At 73.7% G+C, this 24,492-nt stretch carries 21 protein-coding genes; 9 read left to right on the top strand and 12 right to left on the bottom strand.

The features are described from left to right. On the top strand, nt 1–1,539 hold a 1,539-nt coding region (locus tag F8274_RS07320), incomplete at its 5' end, for a serine/threonine-protein kinase (RefSeq protein WP_370518200.1). Between the two features lie 71 nt (nt 1,540–1,610). Here F8274_RS07320 and F8274_RS07315 read toward each other — a convergent pair. Genes F8274_RS07315 through F8274_RS07310 form a run of 3 tightly spaced genes read right to left on the bottom strand, consistent with a single transcriptional unit; the run spans nt 1,611 to nt 3,156 of the window. Then, nucleotides 1,611–2,438, bottom strand: coding sequence for an MOSC domain-containing protein (locus F8274_RS07315; RefSeq protein WP_225853646.1), 828 nt, complete (start codon nt 2,436–2,438; stop codon nt 1,611–1,613). After that, nucleotides 2,435–2,656: a hypothetical protein gene (locus F8274_RS31790; RefSeq protein WP_225853645.1), complete on the bottom strand. Its 222-nt coding sequence runs from the start codon at nt 2,654–2,656 to the stop codon at nt 2,435–2,437. The genes F8274_RS07315 and F8274_RS31790 overlap by 4 nt, the downstream gene beginning before the upstream one ends. Further along, entirely contained in the window at nt 2,653–3,156 is a 504-nt protein-coding gene (locus F8274_RS07310; RefSeq protein WP_225853644.1) for a phosphotransferase family protein, read from the bottom strand. Before F8274_RS07310 ends, F8274_RS31790 begins: the two co-directional genes overlap by 4 nt. Nucleotides 3,157–3,400: 244 nt before the next feature. Here F8274_RS07310 and F8274_RS07305 point away from each other — a divergent pair, with 244 nt between their 5' ends. Together F8274_RS07305 and F8274_RS07300 are read left to right on the top strand one after the other, a co-directional pair. Then, nucleotides 3,401–4,153, top strand: coding sequence for a DedA family protein (locus F8274_RS07305; RefSeq protein ID WP_151461520.1), 753 nt, complete (start codon nt 3,401–3,403; stop codon nt 4,151–4,153). A 545-nt stretch (nt 4,154–4,698) separates the two neighbouring features. Beyond that, a complete protein-coding gene (locus F8274_RS07300; RefSeq protein WP_151461519.1) occupies nt 4,699–5,241 on the top strand; it encodes a hypothetical protein in 543 nt (180 codons plus the stop codon). A gap of 63 nt (nt 5,242–5,304) precedes the next feature. Here F8274_RS07300 and F8274_RS07295 read toward each other — a convergent pair whose 3' ends face one another. After that, a complete protein-coding gene (locus tag F8274_RS07295) occupies nt 5,305–6,669 on the bottom strand; it encodes a S9 family peptidase (RefSeq protein ID WP_151461518.1) in 1,365 nt (454 codons plus the stop codon). 165 nt (nt 6,670–6,834) lie between these two features. Beyond that, the gene (gdhA, locus tag F8274_RS07290; protein WP_151461517.1) at nt 6,835–8,172 is read right to left on the bottom strand and encodes an NADP-specific glutamate dehydrogenase; all 1,338 of its coding nucleotides are present in this window, start codon (nt 8,170–8,172) and stop codon (nt 6,835–6,837) included. A 623-nt stretch (nt 8,173–8,795) separates the two neighbouring features. On the opposite strand from gdhA, the gene F8274_RS07285 reads away from it, so the two are divergent. Further along, the gene (locus tag F8274_RS07285) at nt 8,796–9,338 is read left to right on the top strand and encodes a hypothetical protein (protein ID WP_151460882.1); all 543 of its coding nucleotides are present in this window, start codon (nt 8,796–8,798) and stop codon (nt 9,336–9,338) included. 57 nt (nt 9,339–9,395) lie between these two features. On the opposite strand, the gene F8274_RS07280 is transcribed toward F8274_RS07285, so the two are convergent. The 3 genes from F8274_RS07280 to F8274_RS07270 all read right to left on the bottom strand — a co-directional run bounded on the left by F8274_RS07280 (nt 9,396) and on the right by F8274_RS07270 (nt 12,887). Next, nucleotides 9,396–11,018 (bottom strand): alkaline phosphatase, encoded by a 1,623-nt coding sequence (locus tag F8274_RS07280; RefSeq protein ID WP_151461516.1) that lies wholly within the window; start codon nt 11,016–11,018, stop codon nt 9,396–9,398. 106 nt (nt 11,019–11,124) lie between these two features. Beyond that, complete coding sequence (locus F8274_RS07275; protein ID WP_151461515.1) at nt 11,125–12,579, bottom strand: MFS transporter; 1,455 nt, start codon at nt 12,577–12,579, stop codon at nt 11,125–11,127. A gap of 71 nt (nt 12,580–12,650) precedes the next feature. Next, nucleotides 12,651–12,887, bottom strand: a complete 237-nt coding sequence (locus F8274_RS07270; RefSeq protein WP_151461514.1) for a hypothetical protein — start codon at nt 12,885–12,887, stop codon at nt 12,651–12,653. Nucleotides 12,888–13,036: 149 nt separating this feature from the next. On the opposite strand from F8274_RS07270, the gene F8274_RS07265 reads away from it, so the two are divergent. Next, nucleotides 13,037–14,179, top strand: a complete 1,143-nt coding sequence (locus F8274_RS07265) for a geranylgeranyl reductase family protein (protein WP_151461513.1) — start codon at nt 13,037–13,039, stop codon at nt 14,177–14,179. On the opposite strand, the gene F8274_RS07260 is transcribed toward F8274_RS07265, so the two are convergent. Continuing rightward, on the bottom strand, nt 14,180–15,214 hold the full coding sequence (locus F8274_RS07260) for an NAD(P)-dependent alcohol dehydrogenase (RefSeq protein ID WP_151461512.1): 1,035 nt from the start codon (nt 15,212–15,214) through the stop codon (nt 14,180–14,182). A gap of 99 nt (nt 15,215–15,313) precedes the next feature. Here F8274_RS07260 and F8274_RS07255 point away from each other — a divergent pair, with 99 nt between their 5' ends. Further along, nucleotides 15,314–15,508 carry a hypothetical protein gene (locus tag F8274_RS07255; protein WP_225853643.1) on the top strand — a complete coding sequence of 65 codons (195 nt, stop codon included), beginning with the start codon at nt 15,314–15,316 and terminating at the stop codon, nt 15,506–15,508. Nucleotides 15,509–15,571: 63 nt separating this feature from the next. Here the strand turns inward: F8274_RS07255 and F8274_RS07250 are convergent, their stop codons facing one another. The 3 genes from F8274_RS07250 to F8274_RS07240 form a co-directional block, all read right to left on the bottom strand. After that, entirely contained in the window at nt 15,572–17,362 is a 1,791-nt protein-coding gene (locus F8274_RS07250) for a bifunctional UDP-sugar hydrolase/5'-nucleotidase (RefSeq protein WP_151461510.1), read from the bottom strand. A 115-nt stretch (nt 17,363–17,477) separates the two neighbouring features. Further along, nucleotides 17,478–18,131 (bottom strand): nucleotidyl transferase AbiEii/AbiGii toxin family protein, encoded by a 654-nt coding sequence (locus F8274_RS07245; protein WP_151461509.1) that lies wholly within the window; start codon nt 18,129–18,131, stop codon nt 17,478–17,480. Continuing rightward, nucleotides 18,128–18,454, bottom strand: a complete 327-nt coding sequence (locus F8274_RS07240) for a hypothetical protein (protein ID WP_151461508.1) — start codon at nt 18,452–18,454, stop codon at nt 18,128–18,130. Before F8274_RS07240 ends, F8274_RS07245 begins: the two co-directional genes overlap by 4 nt. Before the next feature lie 396 nt (nt 18,455–18,850). Between F8274_RS07240 and fdh the strand changes: the two genes are divergently transcribed. Genes fdh through nrfD form a run of 3 tightly spaced genes read left to right on the top strand, consistent with a single transcriptional unit; the run spans nt 18,851 to nt 24,451 of the window. Then, the gene (gene fdh / locus F8274_RS07235; RefSeq protein WP_151461507.1) at nt 18,851–22,174 is read left to right on the top strand and encodes a formate dehydrogenase; all 3,324 of its coding nucleotides are present in this window, start codon (nt 18,851–18,853) and stop codon (nt 22,172–22,174) included. Beyond that, nucleotides 22,167–23,210 (top strand): 4Fe-4S dicluster domain-containing protein, encoded by a 1,044-nt coding sequence (locus F8274_RS07230; RefSeq protein WP_151461506.1) that lies wholly within the window; start codon nt 22,167–22,169, stop codon nt 23,208–23,210. The genes fdh and F8274_RS07230 overlap by 8 nt, the downstream gene beginning before the upstream one ends. Beyond that, on the top strand, nt 23,207–24,451 hold the full coding sequence (gene nrfD, locus F8274_RS07225) for an NrfD/PsrC family molybdoenzyme membrane anchor subunit (protein WP_151461505.1): 1,245 nt from the start codon (nt 23,207–23,209) through the stop codon (nt 24,449–24,451). The genes F8274_RS07230 and nrfD overlap by 4 nt, the downstream gene beginning before the upstream one ends. The last annotated feature ends 41 nt before the right edge of the window (nt 24,452–24,492 follow it).

The raw sequence follows: 24,492 nt of genomic DNA, 5'->3' as shown, positions 1-24,492 counted from the left end.
CGCCCGATCGGCACGCAACCGGGCACCGGGTTGGTGCGGCGCCCCGCCGGCCAGGCACACTGGACCACCATGTCGCCGTTCACGCCCTCGCTCCGGCTGCACGACCGGTACGTCCTGCGCGGGCGCATCGGGCTCGGCGGGATGTCCGAGGTGTGGCGGGCCGACGACGAGGTGCTGCACCGCCCCGTCGCCGTCAAGGCCCTCGCCACCCAGCTCGCCGCCGACCCGCAGCTGCGCGCCACCATCCAGCGCGAGGCCCGCGCCGCGGCGCGGCTCACCCACCCACACGTGACCCAGGTGTACGACTACGGCGAGGCCACCCTCCCCGACGCCTCGGTGGTGCCCTACCTCGTGATGGAGCTGGTCGAGGGGCAGACCCTCACCGACCGGCTTGCCGGCGGCCCGCTCGCCTGGCCGGAGGCCGTCCGGCTGGCCGGGCAGATCGCCGCCGCCCTCGCCGCCGCACACCGGATCGGCGTGGTGCACCGCGACATCAAGCCCGGCAACGTCATGCTCACCGAGACCGGGGCGAAGGTGCTCGACTTCGGCATCGCCACCCTGGCCGGCCCGCGACACCCCCTCGCCGGGCAGCCCGGCGAGCTGCTGATGGGCACCCCCGCGTACTTCGCGCCGGAACGGATGACCCCCGGCCCGGCGAACCCGGCCAGCGACGTGTACGCCCTGGGCGCCCTGCTCTACCGCACCCTCACCGGGCGCGCCCCGCTGCCCGTGCAGACCTGGGACGACGTGCTCGACGTGCAGGCCCACCGCCCCCCGGTGCCGCCGCTGCGCATCCCCGGGCTGCCCGCCGACATCGCCGACCTGACCCTGGCCTGCCTGGCCGTGGACCCGGCGCGACGCCCCACCGCCGTCCAGCTCGCCACCCGGTTCGGCGCCGGCCACCCGGCCGACCCGCCGACCGCGATCCTGCCCACCGTGCCCCGGCCGGAGCACCCGCCGACGCTGATCGAGCGGGCTCCCCACCCGGTCCCGCCGCCGCCCGCGCGGCCGGTCGCCCGGTCCAACCGGCTCGTCGGGGCGCTGGTCGCCGCCGGGGTGGTGCTGCTGCTCGCCCTGGTCGGCACGCTGCTGCTCGACCACAACTCCGACACCCCGACGGGCACCGGGCCGGTCGTCGGGCTGCCGACCGGGCCCTCGACCGGCACGGCGCCCGCCGAGGAGCCCAGCCCGTCGACGCCGTCCGGGCCGGCCACCGCCCAGCCGGCCACCTCCGGTCCGGCGGACACGCGGCCCGCACCGGTCACCCTCCGCCAGCTCGCCGCGCGGTTCGCCGACGTCGTCAACCAGGCCGTGGCCGACGGCCGGATCGACCGGAAGACCGCGAACGACCTGCGCGAGAAGGCGGCCGAGCTGGACCGCGGCAAGCCCAGGGACCGGGCCAAGCGGGTCGACGACCTGCGCGAGCGCATCGACGACCTCGCCGAGGACGGCAAGCTCGACGACGGCACGGCCGCCGCCCTCCAGGACCTGCTCGACGCGTACGCGGGGCTGCCCGCTGGCGGCCGGGGCGAGGGCTGAGGCGCCCGGCTCGTCAGCCCCACCGGGTCGCCGGTCCGGGTCCGGCCGGCGCGCAGGGTCGGGCCTCCGGCTCAGGTCAGCCGCACCGGGTCACCTGCCCTGACCCGTCCCGCGCGCACCACCTGCGCGTACGCGCCGACGCACGGCTGCGGCGCCAGCCCGTCGAGGGGCACCACCCGGTTCAGCCGGGCCGGGACGCGCAGCGCCTCCGGGTCGCGGGGGAGCGCGCCGTGCGCCAGCGTGGGCACCGCGCAGCGGGGTGTGGGGGCCAGCACCCGCAGCACCAGCTCGGCGCCGATCCGCAGCTCCCGACCCGGCCAGTCGTTCTCCTCGAACCCGGCGCCGGCGGTGTCCAGCACCAGGTTCGGCCGGTAGCGCACCGCGTCCACCGTGCCGGACGGCAGCTCCGCCCCGATCCGCCGCAGCGTCGCGGTGGTCAGCAGGTGCACCGGGGCGAAGTCGACGAAGCCGCCCGGCGGCGCCGCGCCCCCGAGCCGCCCCTCGTCCACCGGCACCGGCACGGCCACCCCGGCGGCGAGCACCTCCTCGGGGTGGGACCGTTCGAGCACCGCGTCCGGCGGCGGGGTGTCGACAAGCGTCACCGGCTCACCGAGCAGCGCGGAGAGCACCTCGTCCACCCCCTCGTCGCCGGCCGACACGCTGCGGCCGTCGGGCAGCGCGATCCGCACCGCGCCGTCCCCGCCCGTGGCCGCCAGCGTGGTCAGCGCCCGCCACCGGTACGGGTTCTTCGCGCTCGCCACCCGCCCGGTCGCCCGGTGCAGCAGGGCGAGCCGCCGGTCCCCGGCCAACCCGGACGCGTCCACGCTCACCGCGTCGAGATCCTCACCCAGCAGCGACTTCACCGGGTAACGCCGGATGCCCACCACCCGCCCGATCACCGGGCACCACCCACCCGGACCGTCGCCTCGACCAGGGCGGCCGCCTCGGGCAGCCGGGCCGCCTCGATCGGTCCCAGGCCGGTCCGCCGCGCGACGGCCTCCGCCGCCGGCGCCAGCGGCCCCGTCTCGGCCACGTACGCCGACAGCACCTCGGCCGCCGCTGCCCGCAGCGGGAAGGAACGGTCCACCGCGGCCTCCGCGATGATCAGCGCGGTCATCGCCCGGTCCAGCGCGGGCGGCCCCTCGGCGGCGCTGGCCCAGTCGATGACGACCGGGCCGGCCGGCGTGAGAAGCACGTTCTGCGCGTGCAGGCGAGGTGCAGGAGCCGGACCGCCGGATCGGTCGAGCGGGGGGCGGGCAGCGCGTGCAGCCGGGCGTGCAGGTCGGCCAGCAGACCCGCCCCCGACCGCGGCGTGACCTCACCCGCGGCGATCGCCTCGAACAGGGTCCGGCCGGCCAGCCGGTCGAGCACCAGGTCCGGACCGTCGGCGTGGTGCACCCGCGGCACCGGATAGCCCACAGCGTGCAGGTGGCGCATCACCTCGGCCTCGGCGCGCACGTCGCCACCGGACCGGTACCGGCGCAGTACCCGGCCGCCGTCGAGGGCGTACACGTCGGCGGTCCGGCCGGAGGCCAGGGGAGCGGTCGCCGTTGCACCCGGACCCGTGGTGCGGCCGTCGGCGGACCGGACCGTGCCCTCGGCCGGAGTGGCCGGCATCGGCTACCTCCCTTCCCGGGCCGGCGGGCAGGGAGGCCAGCAGCCGGCGGTACGAGGCCAGCCGGCGCTGGTCCGCCTTGCCGGCGGCCCCACCGGCCCACCGTAGGCGATCCGTCCGACACCGGTTGTCCGTACCCAATGGAGGGTTTCCGCCTCCCCGGCGCCGGTCCCGGCCCGGGCCACCGGCGGCACGGCCCGCCTAGGTTTCATGGTCGCCGGGCACGTCGCCTCGTAACGTTGCCGGATGATCGGAAACGCGCAACTCCTCGTCGGCCCCCGGGTGGCGGCCCCGCGCGCCGCGGAGCCGGCCGGCGAAGGACCCGTCGGGTGGGTCACCGGCCTGGTCGAACGGCTCGGCGGCCCCGGGGCCGGCCTCGCGGTGGCCCTGGAGAACCTCTTCCCGCCCATCCCCAGCGAGGTGATCCTGCCGCTGGCCGGGTTCACGGCCAGCCAGGGGCGGATGAGCCTCATCGGGGCCATCGCGTGGACGACGCTCGGGTCGGCGCTGGGAGCGCTGGCCCTCTACCGGATCGGGGCGGCCCTCGGCCGGGACCGGATGCGGGCCCTCGTGGGCCGGCTGCCACTGGTCAAACTCGAGGACGTCGACCGCACCGAGGCGTGGTTCCTCCGGCACGGCGTCAAGGCGGTGTTCTTCGGCCGGATGATTCCGATCTTCCGCAGTCTCGTCTCCATCCCGGCCGGCGTGGAACGGATGCCCGTGCCAGTCTTCCTGCTCTTCACCTCGCTGGGCAGCCTCATCTGGAACAGCGCGTTCGTGCTGGCCGGCTACCTGCTCGGCGAGAACTGGCACGTCGTCGAGGCGTACGTCGGGACGCTGCAGAACGTGGTCATCGTGGCCTGCGTGGGCGCGGTCGGCTGGTTCGTGGTCAGCCGGGTACGCCGGGCGCGCCGGCCGGACCCCACCCCGGCCGAGCCGCCCCGGGGCACCCTGTACCGGGGCGGCTGGTGGACCCCCGAGGACCCCGACGACCGCTGAGCGCATCGGGCTCATCCGGGGTGCCTCCCTGGTGAATCTGGCGAGTTGCCGTTCGGAGTGAACGGCAATTCGCCAAGATCGGCCGTCGCTGCGACGCTGGCTGCGCGATCTGGGCGGAGTGTCCGGTTCCCGCCGTGGCCTGAGCGCTGAGTGGAACGCCATGTATGTCTCCGGGGCCCGGATACGCCCATACCGTTCCACTCACCGTGTCGACCGGGCGCGGTGTCCGGTTCGCGAGTGACCGGCGGAATCCTGGCGGTGGAATGGCCGGCGGGCCGGTGTCGTTGTATCCCGGTGAACGGCCGAGGACCACGCCCCGCCCCCCGGGGTGACCCGCCGAGAGCGACCGCCCCGCGAGGCGGGACTGCCCGGCCGGGAATGACGGTGGCCGGCCGGTCGTTGTACATGGTCCCGGCGCGACGTAGAGGCCCCGCCCCGCGCGCCGGATGATCCCCCTAAGACTTTCTTGAGCGCCTGACGGTGCTTGCGCACACACAGCCGACCCCCATCGGCGTGTGCGCCGACCCCCGAATGGAGCCATCCGGATGAACACGATGCTGCGTAAGAGTGTGCTGGGTATTGCTGGTCTGGCCTTCACCGGTGGTGTCTTCGCCGGTCCGATCGCCGCCCACGCTGCTGAGCCGGTGCATACCGCGCCGGTGGCGGTGAGTGTGCAGGGCGCCCAGTCGCACATCGACCTGAACGACGAGCAGCTGGCCAACGCGAAGGCGATCATCGCGGCGACGAAGAAGGCCGGCCTGCCCGAGCGGGCGGCGGTCATCTCCATCGCGACGAGCCTGCAGGAGTCGAAGCTGGAGAACCTGGGCCACCTCGGCGATAAGAATGATCACGACTCGCTGGGCCTGTTCCAGCAGCGCCCGACCAGTGGTTGGGGCACGCCGGAGCAGATCACCAACCCCGAGTACTCCACCCTCGCCTTCCTCAAGGGCCTGAAGCAGGTCGACGGCTGGGAGAGCATGCCGCTGACCGAGGCCGCGCAGACCGTGCAGGTCTCGGCCTACCCGGACGCCTACGCCCAGTGGGAGCAGCAGGCCACCGGCATCGTCGCCCAGCACTGGAACAGCTGACACAAGCGAGCTGGCCGGCACCCCGAACACGGGGTGCCGGCCAGCGGCGTATCGGGGAACGGGTCAGCAGGGCGCGTACAGGCGGCGCGTGCCCGAGCCGGCAGTCCAGGCGGCCGGGTCGCTGAACCGGCAGCCGAAGTCCGGCGCCGCCACCGCCTTCCGATCGGTGACCGCGTCGCCGGCCGGGCGCTTGCCGGTGCGTACCCAGGAAACCAGGTCGTCCCAGGCGGCGCCGGCCTCGGCCGGGCTGAACTCGCAGTGCTGCGCGGCCCGGATGGCCCGCTGCACGACCAGCCGGCTGCGGCCGTGCCACGCGACGTCGCGAGCGTAGGCCTGCTCCATGCTGAACGGCACGAACAGGTCGCCCAGGTCGTGCAGGCTGAGCACCGGCACGGTGGGCCGGCCGCTGATCCGCGGCACCTCGGTCAGCGTCGGGGACAGCCGCTGCCACAGGTTCTCCGGTGCGACCCGCTGCACGGTGGCGTTGACGTTCACGGGACTGTTCGGGGAGTACCGGGTGAGCAGGTTCGTGGCGAGCTGACCGGGCCGCTGGGCGGGGGAGTCGCCGCCGTCGGTGACGGTGATGCTGAACAGGAAGTCCTTCCAGACCGCGAAGGCGGCGTCGGCGCCGGGCCGCTGGCCGCCGGACCGCTCGACGGTGATCGCCCGCAGTTGCTTGCCCAGGTCGTTGGTGGTGTCCGGGCCGCCCGGCTTCAGTTCGGCCAGCCCGAGCGCCGCCTGGATGCGCGGCACCGCGCCGGTCAGGTAGTCGTCCGGCGTCGGGTACGCGCGCACCCCGGCGAGGGCCTGCGCGACCAGGTTGTAGTCGAGGAAGAAGTCGAACAGCTCCTGGTCGCCGAGCACCCCGCACATGGGCAGCGCGCCGTCGTAGTAGTTCGGGTACTGCTCCAGGGAGCGGCCGATGATGTGCCCGCCCATCGAGACCCCGGCGATGAGCACCCGCCCGGGCCGCTTCACCGTGTCGGCGAAGAGGTCGGCCAGCTTCCGGGTGCCCAGCACGCCGGAGCGGATGTCGTAGCCGTTGCGGTCGTAGGAGGACGACGCCCAGGCGTACCCCTGCGCCAGCATCCGCTGCCGCAGGTCGTAGCCGGGCGGCTCGGGGGAGAGCACGGTGCCCTGGCCGCGGTAGCCGTGCGCCCACATCACCAGGTCGCCGTTCCACCTGGCGGGGGTCTCGATGATGAAGCCGGCGTGCGCGTGCACGCCCTGCCGGACGGTGGTGGTGGCGCCGTCGATCACCAGCGGCGCGAGCGGCGGATTGCTGATGGTGTAGCCGGGCAGCGGCTGGCTGCCGTCGTCCCGGTCGGCGGCGACGGCGGGCGCGGCGCCGGCGAGGCCGACCGCGACGGTGAGGGCCGCGCCGGCGGCGAGCAGCCGGCGCAGGAGGCGGGTGGATGAGGTCTGCATCGGTGCTCCCCCGGAGACGGGTGCCGCCCCGGGACGGGGGCGGCCAGGCGGGACGGATGCCTACCGGCCGGTAGCGCCCTGAACCTAGGACGGGCCTCGAAGGCTGTCAATCGTTGACTGACCGAACGGTCAGCGAAGTACGGCCGGTCCGCCCACAGTGGCCGCTCACACCAGACCGTGCGCCAGCATCGCCTCCGCCACCCGCCGGAACCCGTTGATGTTCGCCCCGGCCACGTAGTCGCCCGGCAGGCCGTACTCCTCGGCGGTGGCCCAGCAGCGGGCGTGGATGTCCCGCATCGTCTCCCGCAGCCGCTGCTCCGACTGGGCGAACGTCCACGAGTCGCGGCTGGCGTTCTGCTGCATCTCCAGCGCGCTCACCGCCACCCCGCCGGCGTTCGCGGCCTTGCCCGGGGCGAACCGCACCCCGGCCCGGCCCAGGATCCGCACCGCCTCCGGCGTGGTGGGCATGTTCGCCCCCTCGACCACCGCGACACAGCCGCCGGCCACCAGCGCCGCGGCCTCCGCGCCGCCGATCTCATTCTGCGTCGCGCAGGGCAGCGCCAGGTCGCAGGGCACCTCCCAGACGGTACGGCCGGAGACCGCCACCGCGTGCGGCACGTGCCGCACGTAGTCGTCGAGCCGGGCCCGGCGCTCCTCCTTCAGCTCCCGCAGCAGGGCAAGGTCGATGCCCTTCTCGTCCAGCACGTAACCGTCCGAATCGGAGCAGGCCACCACCGTGCCCCCGAGCTGGTGCACCTTCTCGATGGCGTAGATGGCCACGTTGCCGGAACCGGAGACCACCACCCGCTTGCCGTCCAGGCTGTCCCCGGTCTGCTTCAGCATCTCCTCGGCGAAGAAGACCGCCCCGTAACCGGTCGCCTCCCGCCGCACCTGCGCACCCCCGTACGCCAGCCCCTTGCCGGTGAGCACGCCCGCCTCGTACCGGTTGGTGATCCGCTTGTACTGGCCGAACAGGTAGCCGATCTCCCGGCCGCCCACCCCGATGTCCCCGGCCGGCACGTCGGTCTGCGCGCCGATGTGCCGGTACAGCTCGGTCATGAAACTCTGGCAGAACCGCATCACCTCCCGGTCCGAGCGGCCCTTCGGGTCGAAGTCCGCCCCGCCCTTGCCGCCGCCGATGGGCAGGCCGGTCAACGCGTTCTTGAAGATCTGCTCGAAACCGAGGAACTTGACGATCCCCAGGTACACCGACGGGTGGAAGCGCAGCCCGCCCTTGAACGGACCGAGCGCGCTGTTGAACTCCACCCGGAAGCCACGGTTCACCCGGACCCGGCCGTGGTCGTCCTCCCACGGCACCCGGAAGATGACCTGCCGCTCCGGCTCGCAGATCCGCTCGATGACGCACGCGTGCGCGTACTCCGGGTGGCGGGCCAGGGCCGGCCCGATGCTCTCCAGCACCTCCCGGACGGCCTGGTGGAACTCGGGCTCACCCGGGTTCCGCTTGACCACGTTCGCGAACACCGTCTCGACGGTCTCCGGCATCACGGACACGCCCCTTCCGGTTCCGGTGCCGGCCTCGTCGCCGCACCGCCCCGGGGTACGGATCGTCACGGTCGTCCGGTTCACTGAGCGGGTGGACGAGTTGATCTGGAAGACGGCGAGGGACGCCCGCGCCGTGGCTGCCGAACTGGCGGACGTGCCGCGCGGGCATCTCGGCCTCGACGTGGCCCGGATGTCCGGTTTCCACCGAGGCTGGAACGCTGAGTGGAACACTAGGTGTGTCTCCCGGGTCCGGATACATCCATAGCGTTCCACCGACGGTCCCGGTGTGGGCGGGCTGTCCGGTTCCGGGGTGACCGGCGGCATCCTGGCGGTGGAATGGCCGGCGGGTGGGGGTCGTTGTATCCGGGTGAACGACGGAGGACCACGCCCCGCCCCCGAGGTAGCCCGGCCGAGAGCGACCGCCCCCCGAGGCGGGACCGCCTAGCCGGGAATGACAGTGGGCCGCCGGTCGTTGTACATGGTCCCGGCGCTGCGAAGAGGCCAAGCCCCGCGCGCTGGATGATCCCCCTAAGACTTTCTTGAGCGCCTGACGGTGCTTGCGCACACCACCCCCAGCCGACCCCCGTCGGCGTGTGTGCGCCAACCCCCAAGGAGCTTTCGTCATGAACACGATGCTGCGTAAGAGCGTGCTGGGTATTGCTGGTCTGGCTTTCACCGGTGGTGTCTTCGCCGGTCCGATCGCCGCCCACGCTGCTGAGCCGGTGGACACCAGGCCGGTGGCGGTGAGTGTGCAGGGCGCCCAGTCGCACATCGACCTGAACGACGAGCAGACCGCGAACGCGAAGGCGATCATCGCGGCGACGAAGAAGGCCGGCCTGCCGGAGCGGGCCGCGGTCATCTCGATCGCGACGAGCCTGCAGGAGTCGAAGCTGGAGAACCTGGGCCACCTCGGCGACGCCAATGACCACGACTCGCTGGGCCTGTTCCAGCAGCGCCCGACCAGTGGTTGGGGCACGCCGGAGCAGATCACCAACCCCGAGTACTCGACCCTCGCGTTCCTGAAGGGTCTGAAGCAGGTTGACGGCTGGGAGAGCATGCCGCTGACCGAGGCCGCGCAGACCGTGCAGGTCTCGGCCTACCCGGACGCCTACGCCCAGTGGGAGCAGCAGGCCACCGACATCGTCGCCCAGCACTGGAACAGCTGACCCAAACAACGACCGCTGGCCGGCACCCCGAACACGGGGTGCCGGCCAGCGGCGTCTTCACACCGGGGCGCTCTCCGCCCGCAGGCGGGAGGAGCCCGTCCCCACCGACCAGCCCGCCACCCACCGGCTGCCGCTGGTGCCGCTGGTCCGGTCGGTGAGGTGGTACCAGTCCATCCGGCAGCGTTGCGGGGTCACGTCGAGCACCCCGTACCCGTGCCCGTCCAGCTCGGCCCAGCGCACGTGCGGGTTCGTGGAGCGGAGCAGCCCCGCGCCGAGCTGGCTCAGCGGGTTGCCGGCCGGCAGCCGGAGGAAGTCGTTGACGTTGTCGCTGGTCACCGACGGTACGACGAACTCCGCGGCGGCCGGCTCGAACAGCGTCGTCCGGGTGGTCACCTCGTTGGCCCACGAGGTGTGGATGTCCCCGGTCAGGAAGACCACGTCCCGGGTGCCGGTGGACCGGAGGTGGTTGACCAGTTCGTTGCGGTCGGCGTTGTAGCCGTCCCACTGGTCGGCGTTGAGCACCGCACCGTTCTCCGGGATGCCGAGCAGCTTCCCGAGCGGGCCGAGCAGCCAGGACGGCAGCGCCCCCACGTCCAGCCGGGCCATCATCACCGGGTTGCCGACCAGCTTCCACCGGGCGGCGGAGCCGGACAGCCCCGCCTTCAGCCAGGCCATCTGCGCGTCACCGGTGATCGTCCGATCGGGGTCGTCGACGTCGGCGCCGGAGGCCTGCGCCGACCGGTACGAGCGGAGGTCCAGCATGGACAGCTCCGCCAGCCGGCCGAACCGGAACCGCCGGTAGATCGCCCCGTCCGCGCCGGTCCGCACGGGCATCCACTCCCAGTACGCCTGCCGGGCGGCGGCCAGTCGGTCGGCGAACGGGCCCTCGGTGCCCGGGGTGTGGTTCTCGGCGCCGCCGGACCACTCGTCGTTGGCCACCTCGTGGTCGTCCCAGGTGATCACCCAGGGCACGGCGGCGTGCAGCGCCTGCAGGTCGGGGTCGGTCTTGTAGAGGGCGTGCCGGATCCGGTAGTCGGCCAGGGTGAGCACCTCGTGCGCCGGCTGGGTCGGCCGGACCACCCGGCCGGCGGCGGCGAACTCGCCGGTCCCGTACTCGTAGATGTAGTCGCCGAGGTGGACGACGAGGTTGAGGTCGCCCCGGTCGGCCAGCCGCCGGTAGGCGGCGAAGTAGCCGGCCTCCCAGTTCGCGCAGGACACCACGCCCACCCGCAGCCGGTCGACGGCGGCGTCCACGGGCGGGGCGGTCATGGTGCGACCGGCCGGCGACCAGGCGCCGGCGTGGCCGAAGCGGTACCAGTAGGTGGTGGCGGCGGCGAGGCCGGAGACGGCGACCTTCACCGTGTGGTCCCGGGCCGGACCGGTGGTGAGCGTGCCGGCGGCGACCGGAGACCGGAAGTCGGGGTCGGTGGCGACCTGCCAGCTCACCTCCACGTCCGGGCCGGCGCCGGAGCCGGGGAGGGCGTCGGGGGTCGGGGTGACCCGGGTCCAGAGCAGGATCCCGTCCGGCAGCGGGTCGCCGGAGGCGACGCCGTGCCGGAACGCGGCGGTGGCCGCGCCTGCGGGGGAGGGGCCGGCGAGGGTGGTTCCGGCCAGCACGGCGGTGCCGGCGGAGGCACCGGCGAGACGCAGGAGGGTACGACGGTCGAGGGTGTTCGTCATGACCCATGTATCTACCGCCGTCTACGTCTCCGACGCACCCCTTTGGACGGTGAATTCGCAAGCTGTTCTGCGCCGGTTCTCAATTCGAGCTTCGGCGTCGACCGGGTCAGGAGGAGTCGCCGGAGCGGCGGTGCCCGGCGACGACGTCGACCAGCGCGGCCACCAGTGCCAGCGCGATGATCGCGACGGCCAGCAGCAGGGAGTGCCGGTAGGCGACCGTGAAGTCGCCCCGGCTGTCGGCCAGCGTGGAGAAGAACAGCGCGCCGACCCCGGCGATGCCGGCCGCCGACCCGATGCGCTGCCCGGTCTGGAGCATGCCGGCGCCGCTGCCGGCCTGGGGCACCGGCACCTCGGAGAGGGTCAGGGTCTGGTTCGGCGCGATGACCAGCCCGCTGCCGAGCCCGGCGAGCAGGAACGGCACGACGAGGAGCAGCGGCACCGAGTGCCGGGGCTCGTCCCGGAGCACCCACACGGTGGCGAGCAGGCCGAGGACCACCACGAGCAGGCCGGCGGCGACCAGCGGGCGGCCGTACCGGGTGACGATCCGGCCGCCCACCGCGGAGGCGGCCGCCGCGCCGAGCGCGAACGGGGTGATGGCCAGGCCGGCGGCGAGCGCGCTGTAGCCGAGCCCGACCTGGAGGTAGAGCGTGAAGATGAAGAAGATCGCGGTGAACCCGGCGAAGTAGACCAGGCCGATCAGCGAGCCCAGGGTGTACGAGCGCAGCCGGAACAGCCGCAGGTCGAACAGGGGCGGCCGGCGGCGGCCGTACCACCGTTCCCACAGGGCGAAGCCGGCCAGGAAGAGCAGGCCGACGGGGATGAGCGTCCACTTGCCGGCGCCGCGCCACTGCTCCCGCTGCACGAGCGGCAGCAGCACCAGGGTCACCCCGACGCCGAGCAGCAGCACGCCGATCGGGTCCAGGCGGTGCCGGTCCGGCTGGCCGGCCGGGCGGGCCGGGATGAGCCGCCAGCCGAGCACCACGGCGAGGATGCCGACCGGGATGTTCACGAAGAAGACCCAGCGCCAGCCGTGCTCCTCCCCGCCGAGCTGGATGAGCAGGCCGCCGAGCAGCGGGCCGATGGCGGTGGAGATGCCGATGGTGGCGCCGAGCAGGCCGAACGCCCGGCCCCGCTCGGCGCCCCGGAACAACTGCTGGATCATGCCGCTCACCTGGGGGTTGACCACCCCGGCGGCGGCGCCCTGGACCAGCCGGGCGATGACCAGCCACTCCGGCGAGCTGGCGAGGCCGGCCAGCGCGCTGGTCACGGTGAACAGCGCCACCCCGACCACGAACGCGGCACGCCGGCCGCGGGCGTCGCCGAAACGTCCGGCCGGCACCAGCACCAGACCGAACGTCAGGGCGTAGCCGGACAGCACCCACTGGAGGTCGCTGGGCGTGGCGTGGAGCGCGCGGTCGATCGACGGCACGGCGACGTTCACGATGCTGACGTCCAGCAGGGTCATGAACGCCGCGACCAGGCCGACGCTGAGGGCCTTCCAGCGGCGCCGGTCGTCGGATCCGCCGGTGTCCACCGGCGCCGACGACCGGTCCGTGCTCATCGCGCCTCCCGTGGACCGTCGATCACGCATCCCCGATCGCTACCCGGCCCCCGATGGGGCAAACGACGGTGTCACGTCGGCTGACGCGCGCACCACCGCGGTCCGAAGTCCAGGCCGGCCATCGGGGAGTCCTCCCGGTGCAGCAGCCCCCGCTCGGTGAGCAGGTGCAGCGGCTCGCGGAGCTCCTCCTCGGTCATTCCGGCCTCCTGGGCGATCGTGTCCGGGTACGGGACGTGCCCCCGCACCTCGAGCGCGGACACCGCCTGGTACACCCGTTCCTCGATCGCAGACAGCTGTACCTGCTGCATCGCTTCCCTCCTCGGCGTGGACCGCCCGGTCGGCGGGCGGTCTGCGCCCGGCGGTTACCCGGCCGGCGTCCGATGATGCCCACCCGATCGGGGGGTCGCGGCCGGCGCGTGCCGGGCGGGCCGTCCGCGCCGTGGCCTAGGCTGCTCTCGTGATCATCTGGGACCTCGTCGTCGTCGGTGGCGGCCCCGCCGGCCTCTCCGCCGCGCACGCGGCGGCCCGGGCCGGTGCCCGCACCCTGGTGGTCGAGCGGGCCACCCATCCCCGGTACAAGACCTGCGGCGGCGGCCTGATCGGCACGTCCCTGACCGAGATCGCCGACCGCATCGAGGTGCCCGCGCACGACCGGGTCGACCGGATCACATTCACCCGGGACGGGCGACGCGTCTTCACCCGCCGGCACTCCACGCCACTGGTGGCCATGGTCCGTCGTGAGGAGTTCGACGACCGGCTGCGCGCCGCCGCGGTCGCCGCCGGGGCCGAGGTCCGCGAGGGCGTCGCGGTCCGCGCCGTCGACCAGGACCCCGACGAGGTACGCCTGCGGCTGGCCGACGGCGACACGGTCCGCGCCCGGGCGGTGATCGGGGCCGACGGTTCGTCGGGCGTGACCGCCCGGCACGTGGGGGTGACGTGGCGGCAGGTCGACCTGGGGCTGGAGCTGGAGCTGCCGGTCCCACCCGCCGAGCAGGACCGCTGGCGCGGGCGGGTGCTCATCGACTGGGGGCCGGTGCCCGGCTCGTACGCCTGGGTCTTCCCGAAGGGCGACCGGCTCACCGTCGGCGTCATCGCCGCCCGGGGCGAGGGCGACCGGACCCGCGCCTACCTGCGCGACTTCGTGGCCCGCCTGGGCCTGGCCGGGATCACCCCGGAGCACGACTCGGGGCACCTGACCCGGTGCCGGGCGGAGGACTCGCCGCTGCGCCGCGGCCGGGTCCTGGTCGCCGGCGACGCGGCGGGCCTGCTGGAGCCGTGGAGCCGGGAGGGCATCAGCTTCGCGCTGCGGTCGGGCCGGCTGGCCGGCGAGGCGGCCGCCGGCGGCGACCTCGACGCCTACGAGCGCGAGGTCCGCCTCCGGCTGGTGCCGGAGATGCGGGCGGGGCACCGGCTGCTGGAGGTCTTCACGCGGCGGCCCGACGTGTTCCACGCCCTGCTCGCGACCCCGCCGGGCTGGCGGATGTTCGTCCGGTTCTGCCAGGGGCAGGCCAGCTTCGCCCGGGTCCTGGCCCGCCGCCCCGTGCGGGCCGGCCTGGCCATGCTGGACCGGCTGCCGCCGCGGCAGCCGGGCGCGCGGTAGTCAGGGCACGACGACCGCGCGGCCGTGGACCTCCCCGCGGCGCAGCAGCTCGTACGCCTCCGGCGCGTCCGCCAGCGCGAACGTCTGCACGTCGGCCCGCAGCTGCCCCGTCCGGGCCAGGGCGATCACCTCCTGCAGCTCCGCCCGCGTGCCCCAGAACGGCACCTCGACCATCGTCTCCAGCGGGACGGTCGGCGGCTCGTCGGCGACCGGCCGCACCGGCAGGGTGCCGCCGGCCAGGCCGACCAGCAGCACCTGACCGCCGGTGGCGACCACCTGCCGGGCGGTGGTGACCGTGGGCTCCGCGCCGACGAAGTCGAGCACCACGTCCGCGCCGTCCGGCGGCGGGCCCACCAGCGCCCGGATGCGGTCCACGCTGTCCGGGCCGGCCTGCACCATGTCGTGCGCGCCCATCCGGCCGGCTAGGTCCAGGGCCGCGACGCTGGTGTCCACCGCCACGATCCGCACCGCGGTGGTGGCGGCCAGGATCTGCACGGCCATGTGCCCCAGCCCGCCGATGCCGATCACCACGCAGGAGGTGCCCGGACGCAGCCGGTCCCGGGCCAGCTCGACGGCGTGGTACGGGGTCAGCCCGGCGTCGGTGAGCGGTGCCGCCTGGGTGAGGTCCAGGTCCCCGACGGGCAGCAGCCGGGAGGCGGGCACCACCACGTGGTCGGCGAGCCCCCCGTCGCGGCTGAGCCCGACGCCGCCCACCGGCACCACCCGGCACTGGTTCTCGGCGCCCCGCAGGCACGCCCGGCAGCGGCCGCACCCGATGATCCCGTAGACCGCCGCCCGGTCCCCGGCGGACCACCCGGTGACGCCCGGACCGAGCTGGTCGACGGTGCCGGCGATCTCGTGGCCGAGGGTCATCGGGATCGGGAAGGGCCCGGCCGGCGCGTCGAGGATGTGCAGGTCGGAGTGGCAGGCGCCGACGGCGCCGACGCGCAGCAGCACCTCGCCCGGCCCGGCGGTCGGGGTGGGCACCTCCACCTGCTCCAGCACCCCGGGTGCGGTCATCCGTACCGCCCGCATGGTCGCCCTCCACGTCGTCGCCGGACGGGTCGTCGCGGCGGCTTACCCGGGCCGGGTCGGTTGATGCGACGGGTGGCCGGGCGGGCGCACAATGCGGTCATGAGCGAGCCGCGCGAGTCGTTCACCGACGAGGAGTACGCGTTCCTGCGGCATGTCCGCTTCGGCGAGATGCCGCCCGCGGTGCGCCCCGAGGACCGGGTGGAGTCGACCGAGAGCGAGACCGAGCCGCGCCGGGACCGGCCCGACCCGACCGGTGGGCAGCACGAGTGGGACCTGCGCGCCGGCGGCGCCTGACCGGCCCGTGGACGGCGACGGGCCCCGGGTGCGACACCCGGGGCCCGTCGTGACCGGTACGGATCAGAAGACCGGAACGCCCTCGCGGACCAGCTTCCAGTTCGTCACGGAGAAGTCGGCCGGACGGATGACGCCCTTGGCCTGCGCCCAGTCGATGAGCAGCTGGCGGATCTCCTGCTGCTGGTTGTAGACCTGGGTCTTCACGATGCCCGGGAAGTTGCCGCCACCGCTGCGCCGGTAGTTGTTGACCGCCACGACGAACTGCGCGTCCGCGGCCACCGGGGTGTCGGTGCCCGGCAGGACCAGGCGGGTGATGCGCTGGCCGACCGGCTTCGAGATGTCGATGTCGTAGTCGAGGCCGGAGATGACGTCGTAGTTGTAGTCCGGCACGGCCGGGTCGCTGATCGTCTCCGGGTTGACGGTCGCGCCCACCGGGACGGTGACGAAGTACTTCGCCGAGTACTCCAGGTACGCCTTCACCTCGGCGCCGGTCATGACGACCGCCTCCAGGGTGTTGTCGAAGACGTACAGCCCGGCGACGTCGCGGATCCGCACATCCCCGGCGGGGAAGACCGCGGTCCGGCTGAACGGCGAGGCCTGCGACAGCACCGGCAGGCTCGCGTACTGGGTGCCGGCCAGGGCCGCGGTGACCACCTCGGCCTGGACGTGGTTGATGAAGTCCAGGATCGGCGTGTCCTTGTACCGCGACTCGACGGTGGACAGCTCCACCTCCGACTGGGCCACGACCTGGTTCACGTACCCGACGGTCTTGGTGTGCTGGCCGCGGACGGCCGCGAGCACCGCCGGGTCCTCGACCACGGTGTTGGTGTTCAACATGGTCGAGCCCTTGCCGACGACCTTCCAGCGGCCCTTCTCCCGGGTCAGGGTGAAGTCCATCCGGGTGAGCCGCTGGCCCCACTTCGACGGCTCCGAGGTGAGCACCTGGGCGCCGGTGGCCTTGTTGGTGACGAACTTCTGCGGCACCTCGTTGTGGGCGTGGCCGAAGAGGATGGCGTCGATGCCGGGCACCTGCTCGGCGATGAGCGCCACCGGGTTCTCGTTCGGCAGCTCCGGCCCGTAGCTGGAGGTGCCGCTGTCGCCGCCGTGGGCGGAGATGATGACCAGATCGGCGCCGCGTTCGCGCATCACCGGCACCCACTTGGCGGCGGTGGCCACCATGTCGGCGAAGACCAGCTTGCCCTCGACGTTGGCCTTGTCCCAGATGGCCACGCCCGGGTTGGTGAGGCCGAGGATGCCGACCTTCAGCTTCGGCGCGCCGTGCCCGCCGAGGTCGACCTCCTTGATCACGTACGGCAGGAAGGCCGGCTTGCCGGTCTTCTCGTTGATCGCGTTCGCGGCCAGGGCCGGGAAGCCGAGCTGGCCGATCCAGGTGGCGAGCAGCGGCAGGCCGTAGTTGAACTCGTGGTTGCCGAGCGTGACGGCGTCGTACTTCAGCACGTTCATGGCGTTGGCCATCGGGTGCGTCGCGCCGGTCTCGGTGATCGGCTCCTGCTTGGCGTAGTACGTGGCCAGCGGGGTGCCCTGGATGGTGTCACCGGCGTCCAGCACCAGGGTCGCCTTGCCCTTGCGCTCCGCGCGGATCTGGTTGACCAGGGTGGCCAGCTTCGCGACGCCGACGTCGTTGTGCTTGCTGTCGTCGAACTCCGCGTCGCGGTAGTAGTCCCAGTTGTAGACGTTGCCGTGGGTGTCCGAGGTGCCGAGGACGGTGAGGTCCCAGGTCTTCGACGGCTTCGACGCGGCCTCGGCGGGAGCGCCGGCGATCAGGGGGGCGGTCGCGGCGGCGGCCGCGACGGCCAGCACCTGGCGGCGCGAGGCGCCGGAGGAGGTGGTCATGAGGTGCCCTTCCATGGGGGTGGACGCGCCTCGTGGGCGCCGTTGCGCACCATAACGACCAGCTGTCACAGACGCCACATCGCCCAGAGGTATCTCACACCACCAGCACCGGGGCTCAGCGCGGCCAGGCGGCCATCCGGCGGCGGACCTCGGCGACCTGGCCGGGGTCCAGGCCGTAGCGGGCGAACCGGCGGTCCGGCACCCGGTCCAGGTAGCGCCCGGCCTCCCGGACGTCGTCGTCCTCCAGCGCCGGGTCCACCTGCCGGGCCAGCTCCAGCAGCTCCGCCACCGCATACCGGTCCAGCGCGGCCGACACGTCGATGTAGTCGCGGACCTCCCGGCGGTTGACCAGCGCGGCGGTCTTGTTGGCGATCAGGTCCCGGACGTCCATCACCGGGCCCAGGTCCATCACCACCGGGCTGCGGTACCGGTCGAGCCGGGCCAGGCTGAGCCGGATCTGCCGCCCGTCCCGGCTCACCACGAAGTCCCGCAGGTCCCGGTCGTAGCCGTCGAACAGCTCGCCCAGGTCGCTGCCCGGATCGGCGTCGGACACCCGGTAGCCGGCCCGTTCCAGAGCCGCCCGCACCCCGGCCGCCGCCGCGGCGGCCGCGCCCTCCACGTCGGCGAACAGGTCCACGTCCTCCGTGGGGCGGGTGACCAGGCCGTGCGCCGCCCAGGCCACCCCGCCGCCCAGCACGAACCGGTGCGGGCCGGCGGCCGCGAGCGCCACCCGGGCCACCTCCCGGTAGAAGTCGTGCAGGTGGGTCACGCGGCGCGCAGGCCCCGGTGCCGGCTCTCCCACGCGAGGCGGACGCCCCGGGGCAGGTTCAACAGCGGCCACACCCGGCGCAGCGTCCCCCCGTGGATCAGCTCGCGCAGATCCTCGACGCGGCTCGTCTCGCGCAGCACGTTCTCGTACATCCAGAGCAGGTCGTCGGGGTCGGCCAGGTCGAAGGCGCGCTCGCTGCTCCACATCAGGCGCACCGGCAGCTCGACGATGCCCCGCGTGGGGCCGGCGAGCTCGCCGAGGGTGCGCGCCACCACGGCGGGTCGCCCGGGGCGGGCGAGGTACGCGGTGCTGGTGGCCGACATGGTGTCAGGGTAACCCCTGTCCGGCGTTTTCCCATCGCCCTGACCTGCCACCCGCCGACCCCGGCACGCCGGTTCGACCGGATCCGCCGCACGAGGCGGACCACCGGTGACCGCCGTCACCGACGAGCGGCGGAAGAACCCGGGAGCCAGTACCGTTGTGCAGAGCGTCGGTGTGTCCAGTGTCCCCGGGCCTCACCTAAATTGCCTTCGCGGAATACCGTTCGGCTGGAGCCGCGTCGCGCCACTCGCCGAGAGGCGACCTGCACACCGACGCCCAGCGCCGCCCCGGCCGCAAGCCGGGGCGGCGCTGTTTTTCGTCCCGGGTCGCGAGCACACCTCGGCTGCCCTAGTGTTCAGAAGGTCAGCTACCCGCCAGCCGGGAAGGGGGTGCGCCGCATGGGGTTGAAGACCTTCATCCAGGGGTGGCCGGTCTACCGGCAGCTCACCGGCACCGACCCGCTCGGTCGGGGGGCAGCGGCGCAGTCGGCCCGCTCGGCGGCGCTGACCGCGCGCACGGAGACCGCCGACAGCGTGGCCCGCTCGGTCTGCCCCTACTGCGCGGTGGGCTGCGGCCAGCGGGTCTTCGTCAAGAACGGTGAGGTCACCCAGATCGAGGGCGACCCGGACAGCCCGATCTCCCGCGGCCGGCTCTGCCCGAAGGGCGCCGCCAGCAAGAACCTGGTGACCAGCCCGCTGCGGCAGACCAAGGTGCGCTACCGCCGGCCGTACGCCACGGACTGGGAAGACCTGGATCTCGACGTCGCGCTCGACATGATCGCTGACCGGATCCTCGCCGCCCGCGACGAGACCTGGGAGGACGTCGACGACCAGGGCCGCCCGCTCAACCGGACGCTGGGCATCTCCAGCCTGGGCGGGGCGACGCTGGACAACGAGGAGAACTACCTCATCAAGAAGCTGTTCACGGCGATGGGGGCACTCCAGATCGAGAACCAGGCCCGCATTTGACACTCCGCCACCGTCCCCGGTCTGGGGACCAGCTTCGGTCGCGGCGGCGCGACGGACTTCCAGCAGGACCTGGCCAACGCTGACGTCATCGTCATCCAGGGCTCCAACATGGCCGAGGCCCACCCGGTGGGCTTCCAGTGGGTGATGGAGGCCAAGCAGCGCGGCGCCAAGGTCTTCCACGTGGACCCCCGGTTCACCCGCACCAGTGCGCTCGCCGACACGTACCTGCCCATCCGGGTGGGCACCGACATCGCGCTGCTCGGCGGCGTGGTGCGGTACATCCTGGAGAACGAGCTGGACTTCCGGGAGTACGTGCTGGCGTACACCAACGCGGCGAACATCGTCAGCGAGCAGTTCGCCGACACCGAGGACCTCGACGGGCTGTTCTCCGGCTACAAGCCGGAGACCGGTTCGTACGACCAGACCAGCTGGCAGTACGAGGGGCACGAGGAGCACGCCCGCAACCGGGGCACCGGCAAGGAGCGGGAGAGCGCGGCCGGGCTCGAGCAGGAGTCGCACGGCCCGCCGGTGCCGGGGCAGACGATGCGGGACGAGACGTTGCAGCACCCGCGCTGCGTCTACCAGATCCTCAAGCGGCACTTCTCCCGCTACACCCCGGAGATGGTGGCCCGGGTCTGCGGCATCCCGGAGGGGAAGTTCCTGGAACTGGCCCGCGCCTGGACGGAGAACTCGGGCCGGGAGCGGACCGGCGCGCTGGTCTACTCGGTGGGCTGGACCCAGCACAGCGTCGGCGTGCAGTACATCCGCACCGGCGCCATCATCCAGACCCTGCTGGGCAACATGGGCCGGCCGGGCGGCGGCATCCTGGCGCTGCGCGGGCACGCCAGCATCCAGGGCTCCACCGACATCCCGACCCTGTTCAACCTGCTGCCCGGCTACCTGCCGATGCCGCACCACGCCAACCACCCGACGTTCGACAAGTGGGTGGACAGCATCCGGCACCCCGGCCAGAAGGGCTTCTGGGGCAACTCCCGAGCCTTCGCGGCGAGCCTGCTCAAGGCGTACTGGGGGGACGCGGCGACGCCGGAGAACGACTTCTGCTACGGCTACCTGCCCCGGATGACCGGCGACCACGGCACGTACCAGCAGGTGCTGAACATGATCGACGGCAAGGTGAAGGGCTACTTCCTGCTCGGCCAGAACCCGGCCGTCGGCTCGGCCCACGGCCGGGCCCAGCGGCTCGGCATGGCCAACCTCGACTGGCTGGTCGTCCGCGACCTGTTCATGATCGAGAGCGCCGCCTTCTGGCGGAACAGCCCGGAGATCGCCACCGGCGAGATCGTGCCGGAGCAGTGCCGCACGGAGGTGTTCTTCCTGCCCGCCGCGTCGCACGTGGAGAAGGAGGGCACCTTCACCCAGACCCAGCGGATGCTCCAGTGGCGGGAGAAGGCCGTCGAGCCGCCGGGCGACTGCCGCTCCGAGCTGTGGTTCTTCTACCACCTCGGCCGGGTGCTGCGGGAGAAGCTGGCCCGCTCCACGAAGCCCCGCGACCGGGCGCTGCTCGACCTGGCCTGGGACTACCCGACGAACGGCCCGAACGCCGAGCCGAGCGCCGAGGCGGTGCTCAAGGAGATCAACGGCTACGAGGTGGCCACCGGCCGCCCGTTGAGCGGCTTCCCGGAGGCCAGGGACGACGGCTCCACCGCGGTCGGCTGCTGGATCTACTCCGGGGTCTACGCCGACGGCGTCAACCAGGCGGCCCGCCGCAAGTCGCGGCACGAGCAGGACTGGGTGGCCGCCGAGTGGGGCTGGGCCTGGCCGGCCAACCGGCGCATCCTCTACAACCGCGCCTCCGCCGACCCGGAGGGCCGGCCGTGGAGCGAGCGCAAGAAGTACGTCTGGTGGGACCCCGACAAGGGTGAGTGGACCGGTTACGACGTGCCGGACTTTGAGAAGACCAAGCCGCCGGGCTACCGGCCGCCGGAGGGCGCCTCCGGGCCGGCGGGCCTCGCCGGGGACGACGCGTTCGTCATGCAGGGCGATGGCAAGGCGTGGCTGTACGCGCCCACCGGCGTGCTCGACGGGCCGCTGCCGACGCACTACGAGCCGGCCGAGTCGCCGATGCGCAACCCGCTCTACGGGCAGCAGGCCAACCCGACCCGCAAGGTCTACGAGCACCCGGTGAACTCCGTCAACCCGAGCCCGCCGGAGCCGCACAGCCAGGTCTTCCCGTACGTGTTCACGGTCAGCCGGCTCACCGAGCACCACACCGCCGGCGGGATGAGCCGGACGGTGCCGCGCCTGGCCGAGCTGCAACCGGAGATGTTCGTCGAGGTGTCCCCGGAGCTGGCCGCCGAGGTGGGGCTCGCGCACCTCGGCTGGGCGCACCTGGTCAGCGGCCGCGCCGTGATCGAGGCGCGGGTGCTGGTCACCGACCGGCTCACCCCGCTGCGGGTCGACGGCCGGCTGATCCACCAGATCTGGCTGCCGTACCACTTCGGCAGCGAGGGCCTGGTCACCGGCGACTCGGCCAACGACCTGTTCGGCATCACCCTGGATCCGAACGTGCTCATTCAGGAGAGCAAGGTGGGCACCTGCGACGTGCGGCCAGGCCGGCGGCCCACCGGGCCGGCCCTGCTCGACCTGGTCGCCGACTATCAGCGACGGGCCGAGATGACGCCGGACCGGCAGGTACCCATCGTCACCACCGACGCGGCGGGCGGGGACGACGCCGCCGGCAGCACCGACGAGGGGTCCGCCGGCGCGGCGCGGAACAGGGGCGGGGATGCCTGACGTCAACAGCCTCTACGGCCCGCTGGACCCGGCACCGGACGCCGGCTGGGTCGAGGCCGGCCCGCGGATGGGGTTCTTCACCGACACCAGCGTCTGCATCGGCTGCAAGGCCTGCGAGGTCGCCTGCAAGGAGTGGAACGGCGTCCCGGACTCGGGCTTCGACCTGCTCGGCATGTCCTACGACAACACCGGCGCGCTGACCGCCAACTCCTGGCGGCACGTCGCGTTCATCGAGCAGCCCCGGCCGGCCGGGCACGGGACCCCGCCCTTCGAGGACCTCCCGACCGGCCCGCCGACCAGCGCGCGGAGCGCGGCGACGGCCGCCGGCACGGCCACCGACACCGGCACCGACCCGGGTGTGCCGCCGGGCCGGCCGGAAGCGGCGGCGCGGATGGCGGCCGGCCCGGAGTTCCTCGGCATGCCCGGCGCGCAGCCGCCGGGGCGGGCCACCGGCGCCGACACGCGGACCGACTTCCGCTGGCTGATGATGTCGGACGTCTGCAAGCACTGCACCCACGCCGCCTGCCTGGACGTCTGCCCCACGGGGTCCCTGTTCCGCACCGAGTTCGGCACGGTCGTGGTGCAGGAGGACATCTGCAACGGCTGCGGCTACTGCATCTCCGCCTGCCCGTACGGGGTGATCGACCAGCGCAAGGACGACGGGCGGGCGTGGAAGTGCACGCTCTGCTACGACCGGCTGGGTGCCGGGAAGACGCCGGCCTGCGCGCAGGCCTGCCCGACCGAGTCGATCCAGTTCGGCCCCCTGGACGAGTTGCGGGAACGCGCCGCGCAGCGGGTCGCCAAGCTGCACGAGCACGGCATGCCGGAGGCCCGCCTCTACGGCCACGACCCGACCGACGGCGTCGGCGGGGACGGCGCGTTCTTCCTGCTGCTCGACGAGCCCGAGGTGTACGGCCTGCCGCCGGACCCGGTGGTCACCACCCGGGACCTGCCCAAGATGTGGAAGCGCGCGGGGCTGGCCGCCCTGGCCATGGCGGCGGCGGCCGTCGCCGCGTTCGTCGGAGGTTCATCGTGAGTCCGGACCGCCCCGCCGTCGGCGACCTGTTCCGCCGCTTCCGGGAGCGGCTCGCCGCCGAGGGGCCGGCCCGCCCCGGCGAGCCGGGTGGCCACGGCCCGAAGACGGGCACGAACGGAAGCCGGGCGACCGGCACCGGGGCCGGCGTGGCGCGCACCGACACGGAGGCCGCCGGAGCCGGGCTGGCACCCCAGCCGCCCCGCGACGTCCCGCCGGCGGAACGGCGTCGGGGCCGCCGCAGGGGCGGCGGTGGCGAGCAGCTCAACGTGCCGCCGGCCGAGTTCACCTCCTACTACGGGCGGCCGATCCTGAAGGCGCCCGTGTGGAAGTGGGACATCGCCGCGTACCTGTTCACCGGTGGGCTCGCGGCCGGGTCGTCGCTGCTGGCGGCCGGTGGCCAGCTCACCGGCCGCCCGGCGCTGCGCCGGGCCGGTCGGGTCACCTCGCTCGCGGCGGTCAGCGCCAGCACGTTCTTCCTCATCCACGACCTGGGCAGACCGGCCCGGTTCCACCACATGCTGCGGGTGGCGAAGCTGACCTCGCCGATGTCGATGGGCACCTGGATCCTCAGCGCCTTCGGCCCGGCGGCCGGGGTCGCGGCGGTCGCCGAGGCCGCGTCCCGGCTGCCGGAGCGGGGCGTGCTCGGGCTCGGCCGGAAGCTGCTGCCGCCGGCCGGGAACGCCGCCGGGCTGGTCGCCGCGGTCACCGCTCCGGCCCTGGCCACGTACACCGGGGTGCTGCTCGCCGACACGGCGGTGCCGTCCTGGCACGAGGCGTACCCGGAACTGCCGGTCATCTTCGCGGGCAGCGCGCTGGCCAGCGGGGCCGGCGTCGGGCTGTTGGCCGCGCCCACCGGGCAGGCCGGGCCGGCGCGGCGGCTCGCGGTGGCCGGCGCGGCGCTGGAGCTGTGGGGCGCGCACCGGGTGGAGACCCGCATGGGTCTGCTCAGCGAGCCCTACGCGACCGGCACCGCCGGGAAGCTGCTGCGCGCCGGGCGGACGCTCACCGCCGCCGGGGTGCTCGGCGCGCTGGTCGGGCGCCGCAGCCGGGTGCTGTCCGGGCTCTCCGGCGGGGCGCTGCTCGCCGCGTCCGTCTGCACCCGGTTCGGGATCTTCCACGGCGGGGTCGCCTCGGCGAGGGACCCGAAGTACACCGTGGTGCCGCAGCGGGAACGGGCCGGGCGACGGGAACGCCCGGGACCAGACGTCAACGGGCCGGGCGCCGGCCCGAACGGGGGATAGGCAGGACAGGCGCCGGCCCATGAGCCGATACGGGGGTACCG

Origin of the sequence: Micromonospora sp. AMSO31t (assembly GCF_008868175.1) — a bacterium.
Lineage (GTDB): Bacteria > Actinomycetota > Actinomycetes > Mycobacteriales > Micromonosporaceae > Micromonospora.
This window is presented reverse-complemented; position numbering and strand designations above follow the sequence as displayed.

Coding starts and splice junctions, on each gene's coding strand:
- F8274_RS07255 (WP_225853643.1), top strand. CDS start 15,314: ATGAGCGAGCCGCGCGAGTCGTTCACCGACGAGGAGTACGCGTTCCTG.
- F8274_RS07280 (WP_151461516.1), bottom strand. CDS start 11,018: ATGACGAACACCCTCGACCGTCGTACCCTCCTGCGTCTCGCCGGTGCC.
- F8274_RS07310 (WP_225853644.1), bottom strand. CDS start 3,156: ATGCCGGCCACTCCGGCCGAGGGCACGGTCCGGTCCGCCGACGGCCGC.
- F8274_RS07260 (WP_151461512.1), bottom strand. CDS start 15,214: ATGCGGGCGGTACGGATGACCGCACCCGGGGTGCTGGAGCAGGTGGAG.
- F8274_RS07300 (WP_151461519.1), top strand. CDS start 4,699: ATGAACACGATGCTGCGTAAGAGTGTGCTGGGTATTGCTGGTCTGGCC.
- F8274_RS07230 (WP_151461506.1), top strand. CDS start 22,167: ATGCCTGACGTCAACAGCCTCTACGGCCCGCTGGACCCGGCACCGGAC.
- F8274_RS07285 (WP_151460882.1), top strand. CDS start 8,796: ATGAACACGATGCTGCGTAAGAGCGTGCTGGGTATTGCTGGTCTGGCT.
- F8274_RS07270 (WP_151461514.1), bottom strand. CDS start 12,887: ATGCAGCAGGTACAGCTGTCTGCGATCGAGGAACGGGTGTACCAGGCG.
- F8274_RS07275 (WP_151461515.1), bottom strand. CDS start 12,579: ATGAGCACGGACCGGTCGTCGGCGCCGGTGGACACCGGCGGATCCGAC.
- F8274_RS07250 (WP_151461510.1), bottom strand. CDS start 17,362: ATGACCACCTCCTCCGGCGCCTCGCGCCGCCAGGTGCTGGCCGTCGCG.
- F8274_RS07295 (WP_151461518.1), bottom strand. CDS start 6,669: ATGCAGACCTCATCCACCCGCCTCCTGCGCCGGCTGCTCGCCGCCGGC.
- F8274_RS07305 (WP_151461520.1), top strand. CDS start 3,401: ATGATCGGAAACGCGCAACTCCTCGTCGGCCCCCGGGTGGCGGCCCCG.
- gdhA (WP_151461517.1), bottom strand. CDS start 8,172: ATGCCGGAGACCGTCGAGACGGTGTTCGCGAACGTGGTCAAGCGGAAC.
- F8274_RS31790 (WP_225853645.1), bottom strand. CDS start 2,656: ATGACCGCGCTGATCATCGCGGAGGCCGCGGTGGACCGTTCCTTCCCG.
- F8274_RS07240 (WP_151461508.1), bottom strand. CDS start 18,454: ATGTCGGCCACCAGCACCGCGTACCTCGCCCGCCCCGGGCGACCCGCC.